We start from the raw sequence: 17,610 nt of genomic DNA, 5'->3' as shown, positions 1-17,610 counted from the left end.
AATCCGTAGTGTATGAACATTAGGTGTCGATTCGTTTGAGTTTGACGTTCTCGACCGGACGGATAACCAGCGGCACTTTCTCGATTTTCACGGCACTGCTGTCGAGGCCAAACCAGCGGTCTTCGGGAGTTGTAAATCCTTTTACGAAAAAGTAAACATCCATCACAATCCGTTCCCGCAGGGGGAGATCGTTTTCGAAGGAGAGAAATTTTTCAAGGACCACAAACCGGAAATCGCCGATGACATTCTGGCGGCTGAGCGATTCGTACCGGCTGGTGATGTCCACTTCCTTGTTTTTCACCATGTCCTCGATAACCCGCCGGAAAAAGAGGTTGATCCGCTGCTCAATCCGAAAACCGAGCCGAAAGGTGACTTTGTAGACGTCGTCGGTCGCAATCGTGTTCACTTTGTATTCCATCGTGTACGGATCGTCGGTCGTATCAACGTGGATAAACCAGTAGATATCAGCCCGTTTCGGTCGTTTCTGGAAAATGGAATAAATGATTTTCGACTCAATTTCGGCCGCCCGGGCCGCGTTGCTCATGAAAACGAGGTGGGTAGCGTATTTTGGGATGCTGATGTCCCGGCTAAGTTCTTTAAACGGCTGAATGTACTGGTCAATTTTGACGTATTCCGTTAAACGCAGCTTGATTTTATTGGCACTGAGCCAGATGATCATGATGGCCGCCATAACCCCGGCAATCAGGACTGATACCCAACCGCCGTGCGTGAATTTCGCCAGATTCGCCACCAGAAAACTGGTTTCGACAATCAGGTAAAAAATCAGGAACAGCATCACGAACCACGCGTTGAACTTGTGGGAATACATGTAGTAGCTGAACAGAATGGTCGTCATCAGCATGGTTAGTGTAATCGCCAGCCCATATGCAGCTTCCATCCGCGAGGAATCCTGAAAGTAAAGCACCACTCCGACGCAACCCGCGAAGAGGAGCCAGTTGATACTCGGAACATAGAGTTGTCCTTTCTTATTGGTCGGGTACCGAAGCCGGACTTTGGGCCAGAAATTAAGCCGGATGGCTTCGCTGATAAGCGTAAAAGCACCGGTGATCATGGCCTGGCTGGCGATAACGGTGGCCATGGTAGCGATAACGATACCGGCAAAAAGGAACCATTCAGGCATTAAACCGTAGAACGGATTGCGTTCACCGAGTTGCTGGCCCGCCAGACTTTCCACGTAAGCGCCCTGACCAAAGTAGTTGAGCAACAGACAGGCCTTCACGAACATCCAACTGATCCGGATGTTTCCCCGGCCGGTATGCCCCATATCGGCGTAAAGCGCTTCGGCCCCGGTTGTTGATAAAAAAACCGCTCCCAGTAACCAGAAAGCGCCGGGGTAATCATTCAGAAAATGATAGACGTATAACGGATTGACAGCCTGAAGGATGGACAGATCACTGGTAATCTGCAACACGCCCAAAGTGCCTAACATGGTGAACCACAGGAGCATAATCGGGCCGAAAGCCGTGCCGACCACGCTGGTTCCGAACGTCTGGATCAAAAAGAGAAAGGCCAGAATGCCGAGCACAATCGGTACCGTCGGAATGTCGGGGTAGAGAATACGCAAGCCTTCAATGGCCGACGAAACGGAGATCGGGGGCGTAATGATGCTGTCAGCTAAAAGGGAACTGCCGCCAATGATGGCCGGAATCGTCAGCCAGCGGGCGTGTCGCCGGACCAGCGCATAGAGTGCAAATGTCCCACCTTCACCCCGGTTATCGGCTCTGAGCACCAGAACGACGTATTTGACGGTCGTTTGTAAAGTAATGGTCCAGAAAATGCAGGAAAGGGCTCCCCTGACAATATCCTCCTGAATCGGTTGATTGGTACCTACCACAGCACGAAGCACGTAAAGTGGCGAGGTGCCAATGTCGCCGTAGATAATACCCAGTGCAACAAGCAGACCGGCCGCTGTCACCTTATCCAGGTGTTTTTTATCTTCCATAGAGAATAAACGCCGTGCTAATTCAGGTTCGGCTGGTGAAATCCGGGTAAAGATAACGCTAAAAAAAGGAGAAAATTGATGACGAACCGGAAAAAGGAGCGACCATCCTTTTATCCAAACCGCATCGACTTTCTTCTTTCCTGCTTTCGTTATTTTATATCCCGGTTTTCTCCATTAAACCGTACCCGCCAGCAGCACCACGTTCAGCACGATGATCAGTCCGGCCACAGCCCAGCTCAGCACCGTCAGCCAGCGCGGATTGACAAAAATCCCCATTTTTAATTTATCACTGGTGAACAAAACCAGCGGCACAACGGCGAAACTCAGTTGAATGGACAGCACTACCTGGCTGAAAACCAGCAGTTCTGACGTGCCTTTTTCGCCGTATAAAACCGTAACGATCAGCGCCGGAACAATGGCGATCAGGCGGGTAATGAGCCGACGGAGCCAGGGTTTGAGCCGAATGTCCAGAAAACCTTCCATTACGATCTGCCCCGCCAGGGTGCCGGTCAGGGTCGAGTTCTGGCCCGACGCCAGCAGGGCTACGGCAAACACCACACTGGCCAGCGTGGCTCCCAGCAGCGGATCGAGCAGGCGGTGCGCATCGGTAATATCGGCAACCTGGTGATTCCCAGAGGTGTGGAAAGCGGCAGCCGACAGAATCAGAATGGCCGCGTTGATGAAAAAAGCGAGAAACAACGACAACGTCGAGTCGATGGTTGCAAACTTGATGGCGTTTCGGCGGCCGCTTTCGGTCTGGGCGAAATCGCGGGTCTGGACAATGCTGGAATGCAGATATAGATTATGGGGCATCACCGTCGCGCCCAGAATCCCGATGGCAATGTAGAGCATGTCGGGATTGGTAATGACTTCTTTATGCGGAACCAGACCGCCCAAAACGGCCGCAACGGCGGGTTGAGCCAGGATGATTTCGTATGCGAAACAGAGCAAAATGACAAAAATCAGCGCGCCAACAATGCTTTCCAGCCAGCGAAAACCTTTGTGCTGAAGATACAGCAGGACCAGGACATCCAGGGCCGTGATGCAAACGCCAACGGCCAACGGAATGCCGAACAGCAGATTCAACGCAATCGCCGAACCGATGACTTCGGCCAGATCGCAGGCTGCAATCGCAATTTCGCACAACACCCACAGGGCCACCGAAACCGGTCGGCTGTAATGATCGCGGCAGGCCTGCGCCAAATCCCGGCCTGTGGCAATGCCTAACTTGAGCGACAGGTGCTGCAAAAGCATTGCGAACAGGTTGGAAATCAGGATAACCGACAATAAGGTATAACCAAATCGCGAACCACCGGCAATGTCGGTTGCCCAGTTACCCGGGTCCATATACCCGACAGCCACCATTAAACCGGGCCCGGCAAAAGCCATCAATCGCTTCAAAAACGAACCGGTTTCCGGAACGGGAATGCTGGCGTGAACTTCTGGCAATGATTTGGTTAAATTATCGGACTTCCATCCTTTTGCCATTCTTGTGGTCGGTTCATTCGTTACCATAGCGTTAGACTGCTACAAAACTATTCTTCTAAATAACGCAACAAATATATCAAATGTTTCTAAATAAAAATTTAGACTAGTCTAAAAATTTTTTGAACGATAATAAAAATCTAAATTTGTGTGCAGGAATAGCAGATGAATCGGTCATCTGTCGTTTCCTGTTGTAGCAAATAGAGATTGGGCGAATGACCAATTTGCCCTGCACCTATGCATTCATTCACGGAAGAAAATTATCTGAAGACCATTTACTACCTGTCTGCGCGTCAGGAAGGGGAAGTAACGACCAATTCGCTGGCCGAAATGACGGCCACCAAGGCGGCTTCGGTGTCGGATATGTTGCGGAAACTGGCGGAAAAACAACTGATTCATTATAAAAAGTACCAGGGGGTTCGGTTGACGGAAGAAGGTGAACGGCTGGCGTTGAAAGTGATTCGCCGGCACCGGATCTGGGAGGTGTTTCTGTCCGAAAAACTGGGTTTTGGCTGGGATGAAGTGCACGAAATGGCCGAGGAACTCGAACACATCCGTTCGGAAGATCTGGTTCAGAAACTGGATGCTTTTCTGGGGTATCCGCAATTCGATCCCCACGGCGACCCGATTCCGAGCCCGGCCGGGCATATGCCGACCGTGGAATACACCAAATTGTCGGAAGTAACGGTCGGGGAGGAAGTGCAGGTGATGGGCGTCCTCGAACATTCCCCCGAATTTCTGCAGCATCTCGACAAAACCGGTCTGAATCTGGGCTGCCGCGTGCTGGTGCAGGATGTCAACGCGTTCGATAAATCCGTTTCGGTGCAGATTAATCACGAAAAAACGTTGTTTGTCAGTAATGAAGTGGCCCGGAATTTATTAGTCAATTAGCCACTGGCCGGTCTGACTTTAACCAACTTGCATGAAACTCCTCGATTGGTATATTTTAAAACGGTTTTTGCTGACGTACCTCTTTGTTGTAATGGTCATCGTGCTGATCGTCTGCGTGGTCGATTACACCGAAAAAGTGGACGATTTTTACAAGCACAAAGCGCCCGGCGACAAAATCCTGTTCGATTATTACCTCAATTTCATTCCGTACTGGGCCAATTACATCAGCCCGCTGATGGTGTTCATCGCTACGGTTTTCATGACTTCCCGGCTGGCGGCCAAATCGGAGATCATTGCCATGTTGAGCAGCGGGATGAGCTTTGTTCGCTTGCTGCTGCCGTTCGGCATAGGTGCACTGATTCTCAGCATCATTACGTATTTCCTGGTGGGGTGGGTGGTACCCAGGGCCAACCAGACCCGGATCGCTTTCGAGTTGAAATACACCAAAGATCCCTACACCTATTCGGGCCGGAATATTCACATCAAGGTAGCGCCCAACGTGTATGCTTATCTGGAAAGCTATAATAATCAGAGCAATACCGGTTATAAGTTTACCCTTGAACAGGTGAAGGGCAACCAGCTTCTGCAAAAGATGGCGGGCGACCGCATCGAATGGAGCCCGGAAAAAAAGAAGTGGACGGTATACGATTACAGCGTGCGAACGATCAAAGGCTTGCAGGAAGAACTGACGCACGGGACCAAAGTAGATACGTTACTTAACCTCTATCCGTCCGATTTCGACAGTGATTTCAGCCTTTACGAAACGTTCACGTTTTCGGAGCTGGACAACTACATCAACCTGCTCAGCAGCCGGGGTGCCGACGGCGTCGAAACGTATTTGCTGGAGAAATACTCCCGGCAGACGCGCCCGTTTGCGATCATCATTCTGACGGCCATCGGCGTTATTATGTCGGCCCGGAAAAGCCGCCGGGGCGTTGGCTGGCAGGTAGCGCTGGGGTTTGTCCTGGCGTTTGTTTACCTGCTCTTTTTCATGCTGGCCAAAGGCATTGCCGAATCGGGGAATCTGAATCCGATTGTTGCGGTTTGGCTACCCAATATCGTTTTCACCGCCATCGGTGTACTTTTATACAATACCATTCCAAGGTGACGGGGCAGAGGGAATGGGGGTAAGGGATAGGGTAAAAATAACTCTCTGCCCCATGCCCTTACCCCCATGCCCTCACCCCCAAGCTCATGAACCGACCAACAACTACCGATTACCTGCACCTGCATTTTCTGGTATTGATCTGGGGCTTTACGGCCATCCTGGGGCTGTTGATCTCGGTGTCGGCGGTGACGCTGGTGGTGTATCGGACGTTGCTGGCGGCTGTCGGATTGGGTGTTTTGCTTTTTTTACAGAAAAAAATGGGCGCGGTTTCTTCGGCCGATCGATTCAAGCTGCTGGCAACGGGAGCCGTCATCGCTCTGCACTGGACGCTTTTCTTCGGAGCCGCCCGGGTAGCCAACGCGTCGGTTTGTCTGGCGGGCATGGCCACCGGGTCGTTGTGGACGAGTTTGCTGGAACCCCTTTTCATTCGCCGACGGCTCAAACTGCTCGAAATCGTGCTGGGCGTGGTCGTCATGGCGGGTTTATACCTGATTTTTCGCTTTGAAATCGACCGGGCGCTCGGGCTGTCGATGGCGGTTTTTTCGGCCATGCTGGCGTCCATTTTCACCATTATCAACAGCCAGTTCACCCGGCGGTATTCGGCGATGACCATAACCTTTTACGAAATGTCGGGGGCATGTGGTAGTTCACTGCTGTTTCTGGGGTTATATTTGGCGCTTGGTTTGGAAAAACCGTCGGCGTTGTGGCCCCAGCCAACCGACTGGCTGTGGATATCCATTCTGGCGTTTGTCTGTACGGTATATGCCTATTCGGCCGCGGTATGGCTGATGCGGAAGTTTTCGGCGTTCATGGTCAATCTGACGGTTAACCTGGAACCAGTTTATGGCATCATGCTGGCGTGGTTGTTTTTTGGCGACCGCGAGCGGATGACGGGCGGTTTTTACGCCGGTACGCTGATTATTCTGGTAGCCGTGCTGGTTTATCCGGTTTTAACCCGTTCGAAAACGGCCGCAACGTCAACTGAAATCAGTCGTGGAACAACCCGCACTGATTATCCTTAAGTTACTGATTAGCGAATGAAGCAATCCATTACGAATCTTTCCCCGCTCCGCAACGCCGTTGCTCTGTTCCTGTTTGGATTGGCGTTGCTTCCGCTGCTGATTCTTTCGTTCTATAACCACCCGTCTGCCGTCGATGACTTCTGTTTTGCCGATACGGCCCTGAAATACGGCATCTGGCAGGGGCAGAAATTCTATTACGACGGCTGGACCGGACGTTATTTTTCCAACCTGGTCGTTCACGCTAGCCCGCTGGTCTGGGGCTGGTACGATGCCTACCGGTTTATTCCGGCGCTGCTGGTCATTGCCTGGATTGCGTCGCTGTATAGTCTCGTGAGCGAACTGCTGCCCACGCTGTTCATCGGGACGCGCCTGATTGCCGTCGGCCTGATTTTCTTTTTGTACGTCCTGGTTTTACCCAGTCCCGTCGAGAGTTTTTTCTGGCTGGCCGCCGTGGCCTCCTACACCATTCCGACCATTTTTTCTTTTTACCTGCTTACGGTTATCATCCGCTGGTATTCCATTCGGCACCAACCGCTGAAAACGCTGACGACCATCTGGGCGTGTTTCCTGGTTTTTGCCATTGTCGGGTCCAGTGAAACCAATCTGGTTTGGGTATTGCTGGTGCTGGGCGGTTTGCTGGGTTATCAACTGGTGTTTCTTCGCCGGTTGGACTGGTTTCTGGTCGGTTTACTGGTGATGGCTCTGTTTTCGACCTGGCTCTTATTCCGGGCACCCGGAAACGCCATTCGGATGGGCGGCAATCCCCACAGTGGTGATTTTCTGTTTTCGACCGGTGCCGCCTTTGGCTATCTGGCTGGAGCAATAGTCGAATGGGTTATTAAAACGCCCGTCCTGCTGCTGGGCATTCTCTGGATTCCGATTGTCCGGCGGCTGGCCCGGTCCGATCATCCCGCCCGGCGGTTTTTTATGATTCACCCGTTGCTGGCCGTCTTATTCTGGCTGGGTTTACTGGGCGGTTTGATTTTTCCGTCGTATTACGGCATTGGCATTGCCCCGGCCCCCCGCGTGATGAACGTCACCTATACCTTTTTTCTGCTGGGGTGGTTTTACGTCATTACGGTTTGGGTCGTTCATACCGAACGCCGGATCTGGTTCGACCGGCGCCTGAAAATGGCCCAATCGGTCTGGATAACCGGCATTGCCGCGCTCTGGATTGCTGCCAATGTTTACAAAAGCAACTCGTTACGCCAGATTTATGGCGACTGGCTGTCGGGCCGGGCGGCCGCTTACAACCGCGACATGACCGACCGCCAGCGCATTCTCAATGACCCCGCGATTGAGGTGGCTCACTTACCGGTTTTGAGCGCCACACCACCGACTTTATTCAACAATGATATCGACCCCGCAGACCCGCAACATTTGTGGAACCGCTGCGAAGCCGGGTATTATGGAAAAAAAGTGGTTATTTTGGACTCGTTAACGGCAAAAAAGCCGTAATATTCATGTCGTCCACCATTTGCATCATCATTCCCTGCTATAACGAAGCCAGTCGGTTGCCTTCCGACACGTTTCTACAATACCAGCAACGTCACCCGAATGTGCGGTTTTGCTTCGTCAACGACGGCAGTAAAGACCAGACGCTGGCGGTGTTGAAACATCTGGCGCAACGTAATCCGGCACAAAACGAAGTCCTTCATCTGGAACAGAACCAGGGCAAAGCCGGGGCCGTCCGGGCCGGAATGCTTCACATGCAGGAATCGTCCGCCGTCGACTATATCGGTTATTTTGACGCCGATCTGGCTACTCCGCTGGAAGCCATCAACGATCTTGAAGCTTATCTGGACAGCAACCCGGGCCGGCAAATGGTCATGGGATCACGCATTCAGCACCTCGGCACCCATATTCAGCGCAACACCCAGCGGCATTACATCGGCCGGGTGATTGCCACCGGAATCAGCCTGATTCTGCAACTGCCGGTTTATGATACGCAATGCGGAGCCAAATTATTCCGGCGGGCTATCGTTCCGGTTGCTTTCAAAAGCCCCTTCATCAGCCCCTGGTTGTTCGATGTCGAGATTTTAGCCCGGCTTATTCAGCATTTCGGGCGAACGAATCTGGGTGATTTTGTGGCCGAAATGCCGCTGCGGGAGTGGATCGAGCAGAGCGATTCGCGGGTCAAGCTGTCGTATATGTTCCAGATGCCGGTCGAATTATACAAAATCTACCGAACCTACCGCACGTAAATACCAGCATGAAAAGCGTTTATCGACTTCTTGAAAATCCATTGATTGCCGGGGGGGTGTTGGTGTTGCCGGTGTTGCTGTTTTTCGTTTACTTCTTCCGCTACAGTTTCGACATTCCCTGGTTCGATGATTTTGAGAATATTCCGTATTTTCTGCACCGGTTTTTAGACGCCCCCACCTGGACCGAAAAGTGGAGCGCGCTGCTCCGTCCCAACAACGAACACCGCGTTGTGCTGTCCCGGCTGGTGGTCTGGCTTTATTACCTGTTGACGGGCACCATTAATTTTCATTCGCTCATGCTGATCGGCAACCTGTGCATGCTGGTTGTCCTGTTTTTGTTTTACCGGACCATTCGCCGGGCCAGCTTGCCCTGGTGGTATCTGCTGCCAGTGCCGTTCCTGCTTTTCAATGCCCAGAATAACCTGCTGACGTTCACGGCGGTATACACCCTGCAGTACATCGCCACGATCATGATGATTCTGCTGGCGCTCTACCAACTGGCGAAAAACGCGCCGGTCAGTTTTGGCTTGGCCCTGGTGCTGGGTTTTTTTGCCACGTTCTGCAATGGCAACGGAATGCTGGTGTGGGCGGGCGGTTTTGCCGTGTTGGTTTACCAGAAGCAGTGGTTGCGCCTGGGAGGCTGGCTGGCAGTGGCGGCCCTGGCCGTTTACCTCTACTTCCTGGGGTATCCCGTTCAGCAGGGCAATACGGAAGGGTTCACATATTTGCTGGCGCACCCATTCCAGATCCTGAGCGGTTTTTTGATATTCACCGGCAGTCTCTTCGATTTTATACCCACCTGGCCGCTGACCTGGCGGTTTGTGCTGCCCTTCGCGGCTGGTCTGGTGCTCGTTATTTTTCTGGGCGTCTGGGCCATTCGTCTGGTATTTTTCAACGCCAAACCGCCGACCCACTGGAACGGTTTTTTGCTCGGTACGGCCGTTTTTTTAGTGACCAATACCGCCATTGTAGCCCTGTTTCGGGTTCGGTTCGATTTTGGAATGGTACTTTGGGGAACCTACCGGACGTATATTCTAGTGCTGTGGTCGGTCGGTTACCTCATTTTTATCAACCTGCGGGGGCGTCATGCTGCGGCCGAAACCGCCCGTCGGCGCTGGCTTCCGGTTTTTCTCGGCGCGGCTTTTCTGGTTAACCTGATTTCGTACGTTGTGAACGTGCCGCGCGTCGCGGAAAACCGCAAGCTCATGCAGGTGCAATCGTTTAATCAGCGGTACAACCAGATCGGGCTTGGCGCCAGCCGGAACTCGGCTTTTGCGGACTACATCGAGGATAACCTGAAAATAATGAAAGACCGCGGGTGGTATCAATTGCCTTCGCCCAGCGTTTCGTCGGACGAACAGCGCGTGTTCGAACCCGTTTCAACGCCCCTGGAGAAAGTTTCCTGGGTGGTTTCGGATGGCAGTTCGTACATCAATGTTACCGATAAAGACGAAACTTATCCATCGGGATACAACGGCGGTATTTATTTGATTCTGAAATCGGAAAACCGTACGTATCTGCGGTTCGCGGCTAAAAACCGCCCGTCGGACCGCAATCCGTTTCGGGTCATTCCCGGTTTTATCGTAGATGTTCCCAAACAAATGATACAACCGGGCCAGTACCGGCTGGGTCTCTACATCGTGCAGTCGGAAGGCCGTTCTACCGTTAAGTATACTGACCGAACTGTAGTCGTTGAATAAGCCGGTTATTGTATAAATTTGTAACCTGGTAATGAACCAAATTGAACCGCTTTGTCTGAACCACTGATTTCTATCGTCGCCCCACTGTATAACGAACGGGACTCCTTTCCACACCTCGTTTCGCGACTTAACGCCTTGATGGACAGTTCGTCCCTACCGATTGAAGTCGTCCTGATCGACGATGGTAGCCGCGACAATACCGCCCAGCTGATGCAGCAACTGGCCCTGACCGACGACCGCTACCACTGCGTATTTCTGGCCCGCAACTACGGCCACCAGATTGCCCTCACGGCCGGGATGGCAGCCGCCAAAGGAACCGAAGCCCTGTTTATCATCGACGGCGACCTTCAGGACCCGCCCGAGTTGCTGGGTGAATTTTACGCCAAATTCCAGGAAGGCTACGATGTCGTTTACGCCGTTCGGAAGAAACGGAAAGAGGGTTTTTTCAAGAAAACCGCCTATTTCCTGTTTTACCGGTTCATGAAAACCATTTCGTACGTCGATATTCCGCTCGACAGCGGGGATTTTTCCCTGATCAGTCGCCGGGTGGCCAACGTCCTGAACCAGATGCCCGAAGAAAGCCGCTTCATTCGCGGGATGCGCAGCTGGATCGGTTTCAAGCAGATCGGCGTGGAATACGAGCGCGACGCCCGCGTGGCCGGCGAAGCCAAGTACACCTTCAAAATGCTGCGTCGGCTGGCCTACAACGGTATTTTCAACTTCAGCGAATTTCCGATCAAGTTCGTGACCAACCTGGGCATGATTTCCATCGGGATCGCTTTTTTGTATTTTATTGAGGTACTGATCAAAAAATACTTCTTCGGGGGCGTACCGGAAGGCTTCACGGCCCTGCTGTTCACCATTATTCTTTTCGGCGGGATTCAGTTGATCGGCCTGGGATTGATCGGTGAATATGTGTTGCGGATTTTCTTCCAGAGTAAAGGCCGCCCACTGTACATCGTCCGGGAAATCATCCGAAAAAAAGAACGCCAGTCGTGATTGTGCGATTGACCATTGACGGCTGACCATTGACCGTTGACAAAAACCAGGAATACCGCTTGTCTATTGTCAATGGTCGATCGTCAATGGTCTATCCTCTCTAATCTAATGTCTTAAATGTTATTTAATTCGCTTCAGTTCTTATTGTTTTTTGTCGTCGTAACGCTGGCGTATTACAGCCTGCCGTGGCGCGGAAGATGGGTTTTGTTGCTGTTGGCCAGTTGTTATTTCTACATGGTCTTCAAGCCGACGTACATCCTGATTCTGTTTCTGACCATCGTTATCGACTACTACGCCGGGATCTGGCTGGAGCGAACCAGACCCGGTTCTTCGCGAAAATGGCTGCTGATTATCAGCCTGATTTCAAACATCGGTATTCTGGCATTCTTTAAATATTTTGGATTTTTCACCGACAGCCTCGTCTGGCTGCTCGACCAGGCCAACCTGGACGGTCCGGCCCAGTTTGTCAGCCGCAAAGCCATCAGTCTGCTCAACAAAGTGCTGACGCTGTTTGGTCAGCCGAATACCACCTCGTTCGGCATCGTCGACGCGATTTTGCCGATCGGTTTGTCGTTTCACACCTTTCAGGCGATGAGCTACACGATCGAGGTCTATCGTGGAAACCAGAAGGCTGAGCAGCATTTCGGGATTTACGCGCTCTATGTCATGTTTTACCCGCAGTTGGTGGCGGGTCCGATCGAGCGGCCGCAGAACGTTTTGCACCAGTTTCACACCCATTTTCATTTCAGTTTCGAAAACCTGAAAGCCGGGTTGATGCAGATGGCGTTCGGTTTTTTCAAAAAAGTAGTCATTGCCGACCGCATGGCGGAGATCGTCAGTCATGCTTACAACAATCCCACGCAGCAGAATGGGTTGACGCTGCTGGTGGCCACGCTGGCCTTTTCGATTCAGATCTACTGCGATTTTTCCGGGTATTCCGACATTGCCATCGGAGCCGCCCGCACGATGGGCTTTACCTTGATGGACAATTTCAAGACGCCCTATTTTTCGCTTTCCATTACCGAATTCTGGCGACGCTGGCACATTTCGCTTTCCACCTGGTTCCGCGATTACCTTTACATTCCGCTCGGCGGCAACCGGGTCAGTCCGTCACGGCGGTATCTGAATGTGTTTATTGTGTTTCTGGTCAGCGGGTTATGGCACGGCGCAAGCTGGAACTACATTATCTGGGGCGGATTACACGGCGCCTATCAACTCCTGGCGGGCTGGCGCGACAAAGCACTGGCTAAAGCGGGCATCCGGCTGCCGGAAGAGAATAAGCTGTACCAACTCCTGCAACTCATTTTGACGTTTGTGCTGGTCATGCTGACCTGGGTATTCTTCCGAAACCACAAAGCCCCGGTCGAAAATGCGTTTCATATTCTGGGCAAAATCATCACCACGCCCTTCGACGGACCACTCCATACGCCTTTCAATTCAGTTGAAATGTGGTTTTGTGTTTTGTTGGTGGCGGTTTTGTTCGCGAAGGAGAAATTCTACCTGACTATTCCGACGCGCAGCACCGGTTTATTCTTCATCCTGTTTCCACTGATTTGTTTTCTCTCGTATCTGTTCGGCGTCTTCACCTCGAATCAATTCATTTATTTCCAGTTTTAAATCGTTATTTTTGACTAAATCAACGATTAAGTTATGGAAACGCTGCCAATTCCTGCCCCATCCGCAGTAGACGACGAAACGGGAAGAATCTCGTTCTGGCTTCGGCAGATCAAAACACAGGAAGATTTTTACATTTTCTGTCAGGACAACGCCAACTACCGGTTTGAGCGCGAAGCCGACGGACTCATTATTGTTATGCCTAACACCGGAGGAAAAACAGGCTCTCTGAATTCAGAGATAAATACTGATGTAACAATTTGGAATCGTCAGAAGAAAAATGGTCGGGTGTTTGATTCGTCGACAGCTTTTCATTTACCTGATGGCAGTACCCGATCACCGGATGTTGCTTGGGTCGGTTCAGCACGGTGGAACGAACTTTCCGAACGCGAACAGGAGCAATTTCCACCCATTTGTCCTGATTTTGTGATTGAATTGGTATCCGCCAGCGATTCGTTGAAAATGGCCAGAAGCAAGATGGCGGATGTCTGGATTGCCAACGGTTGTCGGCTGGCCTGGCTGATCGATCCCAAAACGGAAACTACTTATATTTTTCGGGCCAACGGTGAAATCCAGATTGTAAATGGCTTTGATAAAGTGTTGTCGGGCGAAGATGTATTAACCGGTTTTGAACTGGAGTTGGCAAATTACACGAAATAAAGAGTAGGATCAGTGCCTTGACGACTCTCCTGTCCACAAGCATTGATTACGGAAATGAAGAAAAACCGCTCTGCAAGCCTTTTCACGCAGTTCTTTTTATTAACACTTCTGATTTGGGTTTCGGCCAACGCCGGATTGTTGGCGCAGGAACCGCGTTTTGAGTCAGAAATCAAAGCGTACGAAACCAGGGCGGTCAACGATCCGCCCATTCCCGGTTCCACGTTTTTTGTTGGAAGTTCGACCTGGCGGCTTTGGGGGCCAGCGCTGGAAGAGGATTTCAGCCGGTTTCAGCCGGTAAACCGGGGTTTTGGCGGAGCTACCATTCCGGATGTGCTGCGGGTGATGGATCGGATTATTCTGCCGCATTGCCCCGCTCGCATCGTGTTTTCCTGCGGGGGAAATGATCTGGCGGGAGGAGATGCTCCCGAAACCGTTGTTAAAAACTTCAAAACCTTCCTGGCGCGTATCTGGCAGGCAAACCCGTTGACGGAAGTCTATTTTGTCTCAAACCGCCATTCGCCAGCCCGGGAAAAATTTAAGAAACAGGGCGATCAATTCAATAAGCAAATTAAACAACTGTCTGAAAAAGTCGACGGGCTGTATTACGTCGACGTGGTTCCGCTGACGGACGGGAAAGACCGTGCCGAGCTGTTTCTGGCCGACGGTTTACACCTGAATCGGGAAGGGCAGAAACGCTGGATACCGGTTATTACCGCCGAACTGGAAAAAAGGGACCAACTGCGGAAGAAGCCGACTGTCAATAACTTAGTAAAAAAACGGGTCGCTGCGGGGATTCAAAATGCGTCGGAAACCGCTCTCACAACGGATCAAAAGCTGAATATTGTTTTCATCGGCAACAGCATCACGGCGGGCGCCGGATTGAAAGATCGCCAGACCGAAGCTCCGCCGGTTCTGGCTACGGCGTACCTGAATCAACAGGCTGGAATTGAGGGGGTTGCCTTTTCCAATCAGGGGGTAAGCGGTTACACAACCGTCGATTTTCTGCCGGTAACCAATAAATCTTTCTCCAAAGTGGCGCTGGCCGCGGAAACCTTCCGGAAAGAGGTCGGACAACTGGTTTTTTCCATCATTCTCGGTACGAACGACAGTGCCGTGCAGGGGCCCAACGGTTCGCCGGTTTCGCCGGAATCGTACCGCGCCAATCTGAAAACCATTGCCGACACCTTGCTGAAAGCCAATCCGGGCTGTAAGCTGGTTTTTCATCACCCCATCTGGTACAGCCCGACTACCTATAACCGCTCGAAATACCTGCAGGAAGGACTGGATCGGTTGCAGACGTACTTCCCCGAAATTGATGGACTGGTCGCGGATTACGGTAAAACCCATCCGAGGCAGGTGTACGTGGGCGATACGCAGGGATTTAACTATTTCAAAACGCATTACCTCACCGATTTTCAGCACGAAACCGGTCAGCAGGGAACGTTCTTTCTGCATCCCAACAAACAGGGATCCGCTACGCTGGGCATTTTCTGGGGCGAAGCGATTCGGAAAGCGGTGCAGAGGTAGTTAAGCACAATTCGTTTACTGGTCATACTCATCGAAATTCTCCGTCGAGAGAACCATCACTTTATCAAAGAAAGCCTGAGCGGTTTGGGGAGAAATCGATGAAACGGGCGAAATGACCGATCACACGATGGCATCAATTTCGACTTCCTGATTATCCAAGTCTGGCGGAAGTGGAACGAAAATTCCGCCGTTTCGCACACGCTCTTTTAGGCGAATTGAAACCATAGCCTCTCTTTTTATATTCAAGAATTGTTAGATTATTGGCCGCTTAGCGGTCGAGTGTTTGTAGAAAAGTCGGTTTTTTCGGGTATAGGCGTGCCTTTAGGTACGCAATTAGTTGAGGTTGCGTACCTAAAGGCACGCTAAAAAACCAGGTAGCTATCAGAGTTACAAACATATCGTGCCGATGGCACTAAATCGACTCATTACCACCTATTAAATTTCCTGACGTTTTCAGTTTACGAAAAATATCAGCAGAAAGCGAGTCCTACCGCCCGATCGCCACTTTTCGTAAAATCGAATCGATAATCTGCAAGGTCGTGACACCGTCGGCTTCGGCTTCGTAGTTCAGCAAAATCCGGTGATTGAACACATCGGGGGCCACTTCCTTGATGTCTTCGGGCAGAACGTAGTCGCGCTGGTCGAAGTAGGCGAGGGCTTTGGCGGCCCGGTTCAGGTTGATGCTGGCGCGGGGCGAAACGCCGTACTGAATATACCGGGCTTCGTCGCGGAGGTTGTAATCAAGCGGTCGGCGGGTGGCAAAAACCAGTTCGATGATGTACCGCTCGAGGGTTTCCGAAATGGTAATTTTGTTGATTTCGTTCTTGATCGCGAAAATGTCTTCTTTGTCCAGAACCGGTTGCACTTCGTAATCGAAATTCAGGTTCGACATCCGGCGCATAACCTCAAGTTCCTCATCTTTTGATAGATAATCCACAAAAACTTTCATCATAAACCGGTCGATCTGGGCTTCCGGCAGTGGATAGGTTCCTTCCTGCTCGACCGGATTCTGGGTGGCCAGCACCAGAAAAGGCTTGTCGAGCACGAATGTTTCTTCGCCAATCGTCACCTGCTTTTCCTGCATGGCTTCGAGCAGCGCCGACTGCACCTTGGCGGGCGAGCGGTTGACCTCATCGGCCAGAATCAGGTTGGCAAAAACCGGTCCCTGTTTCACTTCGAAATCCCCCGACTTCTGGTTAAAAATCATCGTTCCGATCAAATCGGCAGGAAGCAGATCGGGCGTAAACTGAATTCGCTGAAAATCAAGCTGTAAGGCTTTGGCCAGGGTGTTGATCGTGAGCGTTTTAGCCAGACCGGGAACGCCTTCCAGTAAAATATGCCCGCCGGTAAACAGGCCGATCAGCAGCCGGTTGAGCAACGCCTGTTGCCCTACGACGACCTTGCTCATCTCGTCGAATACCTGACGAATTTTGGTATGATAGGTGATATCCGATGAAGTCATGTAATTAATGAACAATGAACAATGAATAATGAACAAGGGCTCTGCGTGCAGCAGTTCATTATTCATTGTTCATTCAATTTATTTAACTGCCTTAACAAACCGCTCTTTACCATGAATGTCTTTGAAAATCTGGACGTTATGGTAATGGCGTTCTTCGAAAACCTGTTGCGTCTGGGGGCCAAACCGCTCGTTGATTTCCACAAAGCAGGCTCCGCCCAAGTTCAGGTGTTGCTGACCGAAATCGGCAACGGCTTTATAAAACAGCAACGGGTCCTGGTCTTCCACAAATAACGCCAGATGGGGCTCATACCGCAACACATTCGCTTCCATATGTTCCGCTTCCGACAGCGTGACGTACGGCGGATTGCTGACGACACACTCGAAACGGCGTTTTTCGTCGCCCACGTTCAGAATATCGCGTTGTTCAAATTCCACTTCGGCCAACAAAGTCCGGGCGTTTAACTGCGCGACCTCCAGAGCCTCGGGCGACAGATCCCAGGCTACGACGGAAGCTTGTGGCAGAAACCGGGCCAGCGTGACGGCGATGCAGCCACTGCCGGTTCCAATGTCGATCATGTTCAACTGCCCGGTGGTTTCGGCGTAATCCCGCACAATGAGCCGGATCAGTTCTTCGGTTTCGGGGCGCGGAATCAAAACCGCCGGTGACACCTGAAACTCCAGCCCGCAAAACTCCGTTGTGCCGATGAGGTGTTGAACGGGTTCCTGGTTGTTGAGCCGCTGAATGAGTTCGTCCCAATTCGGTTGGGGAGGAGTGGCTGGTACCGGTTTTCCGGCAACAACGTCGGTTCGGCGGAGCAAGAGGTAATGTTCCAGCAATAAAAACACGATAGCGCGGGCTTCTTCCGGGCGGTATCCCTTCAACTGCCCCACCAGCGAATCAAATAACGACTTGGCTGTAAGCATGCGGACGTAAAATTTGTGTAAATCTAAGCCTTCATTAAACAGATTTTACGG

14 protein-coding genes are annotated in these 17,610 nt (G+C 51.6%); 10 read left to right on the top strand and 4 right to left on the bottom strand.

The window, feature by feature from the left end; all coding sequences use genetic code 11:
* Positions 1-19: 19 nt before the first annotated feature.
* Entirely contained in the window at positions 20-1,963 is a 1,944-nt protein-coding gene (locus tag GJJ30_RS02610) for a KUP/HAK/KT family potassium transporter (RefSeq protein WP_154172843.1), read from the bottom strand.
* 174 nt (positions 1,964-2,137) lie between these two features.
* Complete coding sequence (locus GJJ30_RS02605) at positions 2,138-3,451, bottom strand: Nramp family divalent metal transporter (protein WP_154172841.1); 1,314 nt, start codon at positions 3,449-3,451, stop codon at positions 2,138-2,140.
* A 234-nt stretch (positions 3,452-3,685) separates the two neighbouring features.
* Here GJJ30_RS02605 and GJJ30_RS02600 point away from each other — a divergent pair, with 234 nt between their 5' ends.
* From GJJ30_RS02600 to GJJ30_RS02555, 10 genes are all read left to right on the top strand, one after another.
* Positions 3,686-4,339, top strand: coding sequence for a metal-dependent transcriptional regulator (locus GJJ30_RS02600; RefSeq protein WP_154172839.1), 654 nt, complete (start codon positions 3,686-3,688; stop codon positions 4,337-4,339).
* A gap of 31 nt (positions 4,340-4,370) precedes the next feature.
* A complete protein-coding gene (locus GJJ30_RS02595) occupies positions 4,371-5,447 on the top strand; it encodes an LptF/LptG family permease (RefSeq protein ID WP_154172837.1) in 1,077 nt (358 codons plus the stop codon).
* An 86-nt stretch (positions 5,448-5,533) separates the two neighbouring features.
* Positions 5,534-6,469 carry a DMT family transporter gene (locus GJJ30_RS02590; protein ID WP_154172835.1) on the top strand — a complete coding sequence of 312 codons (936 nt, stop codon included), beginning with the start codon at positions 5,534-5,536 and terminating at the stop codon, positions 6,467-6,469.
* A 15-nt stretch (positions 6,470-6,484) separates the two neighbouring features.
* Positions 6,485-7,927, top strand: coding sequence for a DUF6056 family protein (locus GJJ30_RS02585; RefSeq protein ID WP_154172833.1), 1,443 nt, complete (start codon positions 6,485-6,487; stop codon positions 7,925-7,927).
* A gap of 5 nt (positions 7,928-7,932) precedes the next feature.
* Positions 7,933-8,673, top strand: a complete 741-nt coding sequence (locus GJJ30_RS02580; RefSeq protein WP_154172831.1) for a dolichyl-phosphate beta-glucosyltransferase — start codon at positions 7,933-7,935, stop codon at positions 8,671-8,673.
* Positions 8,674-8,681: 8 nt separating this feature from the next.
* Positions 8,682-10,373 carry a hypothetical protein gene (locus tag GJJ30_RS02575; RefSeq protein WP_154172829.1) on the top strand — a complete coding sequence of 564 codons (1,692 nt, stop codon included), beginning with the start codon at positions 8,682-8,684 and terminating at the stop codon, positions 10,371-10,373.
* Positions 10,374-10,424: 51 nt separating this feature from the next.
* On the top strand, positions 10,425-11,372 hold the full coding sequence (locus tag GJJ30_RS02570) for a glycosyltransferase family 2 protein (protein ID WP_154172827.1): 948 nt from the start codon (positions 10,425-10,427) through the stop codon (positions 11,370-11,372).
* 117 nt (positions 11,373-11,489) lie between these two features.
* Complete coding sequence (locus tag GJJ30_RS02565) at positions 11,490-12,989, top strand: MBOAT family O-acyltransferase (protein WP_154172825.1); 1,500 nt, start codon at positions 11,490-11,492, stop codon at positions 12,987-12,989.
* A 33-nt stretch (positions 12,990-13,022) separates the two neighbouring features.
* Entirely contained in the window at positions 13,023-13,646 is a 624-nt protein-coding gene (locus GJJ30_RS02560) for a Uma2 family endonuclease (RefSeq protein WP_154172823.1), read from the top strand.
* Between the two features lie 54 nt (positions 13,647-13,700).
* Positions 13,701-15,173, top strand: a complete 1,473-nt coding sequence (locus tag GJJ30_RS02555; RefSeq protein WP_154172821.1) for a GDSL-type esterase/lipase family protein — start codon at positions 13,701-13,703, stop codon at positions 15,171-15,173.
* A 487-nt stretch (positions 15,174-15,660) separates the two neighbouring features.
* Here GJJ30_RS02555 and GJJ30_RS02550 read toward each other — a convergent pair whose 3' ends face one another.
* Positions 15,661-16,635, bottom strand: a complete 975-nt coding sequence (locus tag GJJ30_RS02550; protein WP_154172819.1) for an AAA family ATPase — start codon at positions 16,633-16,635, stop codon at positions 15,661-15,663.
* A 78-nt stretch (positions 16,636-16,713) separates the two neighbouring features.
* Complete coding sequence (prmC, locus tag GJJ30_RS02545) at positions 16,714-17,559, bottom strand: peptide chain release factor N(5)-glutamine methyltransferase (protein ID WP_154172817.1); 846 nt, start codon at positions 17,557-17,559, stop codon at positions 16,714-16,716.
* Positions 17,560-17,610 lie beyond the last annotated feature (51 nt).

The sequence above is a fragment of the Larkinella terrae genome (assembly GCF_009668025.1).
Taxonomy (GTDB): domain Bacteria; phylum Bacteroidota; class Bacteroidia; order Cytophagales; family Spirosomataceae; genus Larkinella; species Larkinella terrae.
The sequence above is the reverse complement of the archived record's forward strand: the minus strand, read 5'-3'. Positions and strand labels throughout refer to the sequence as shown.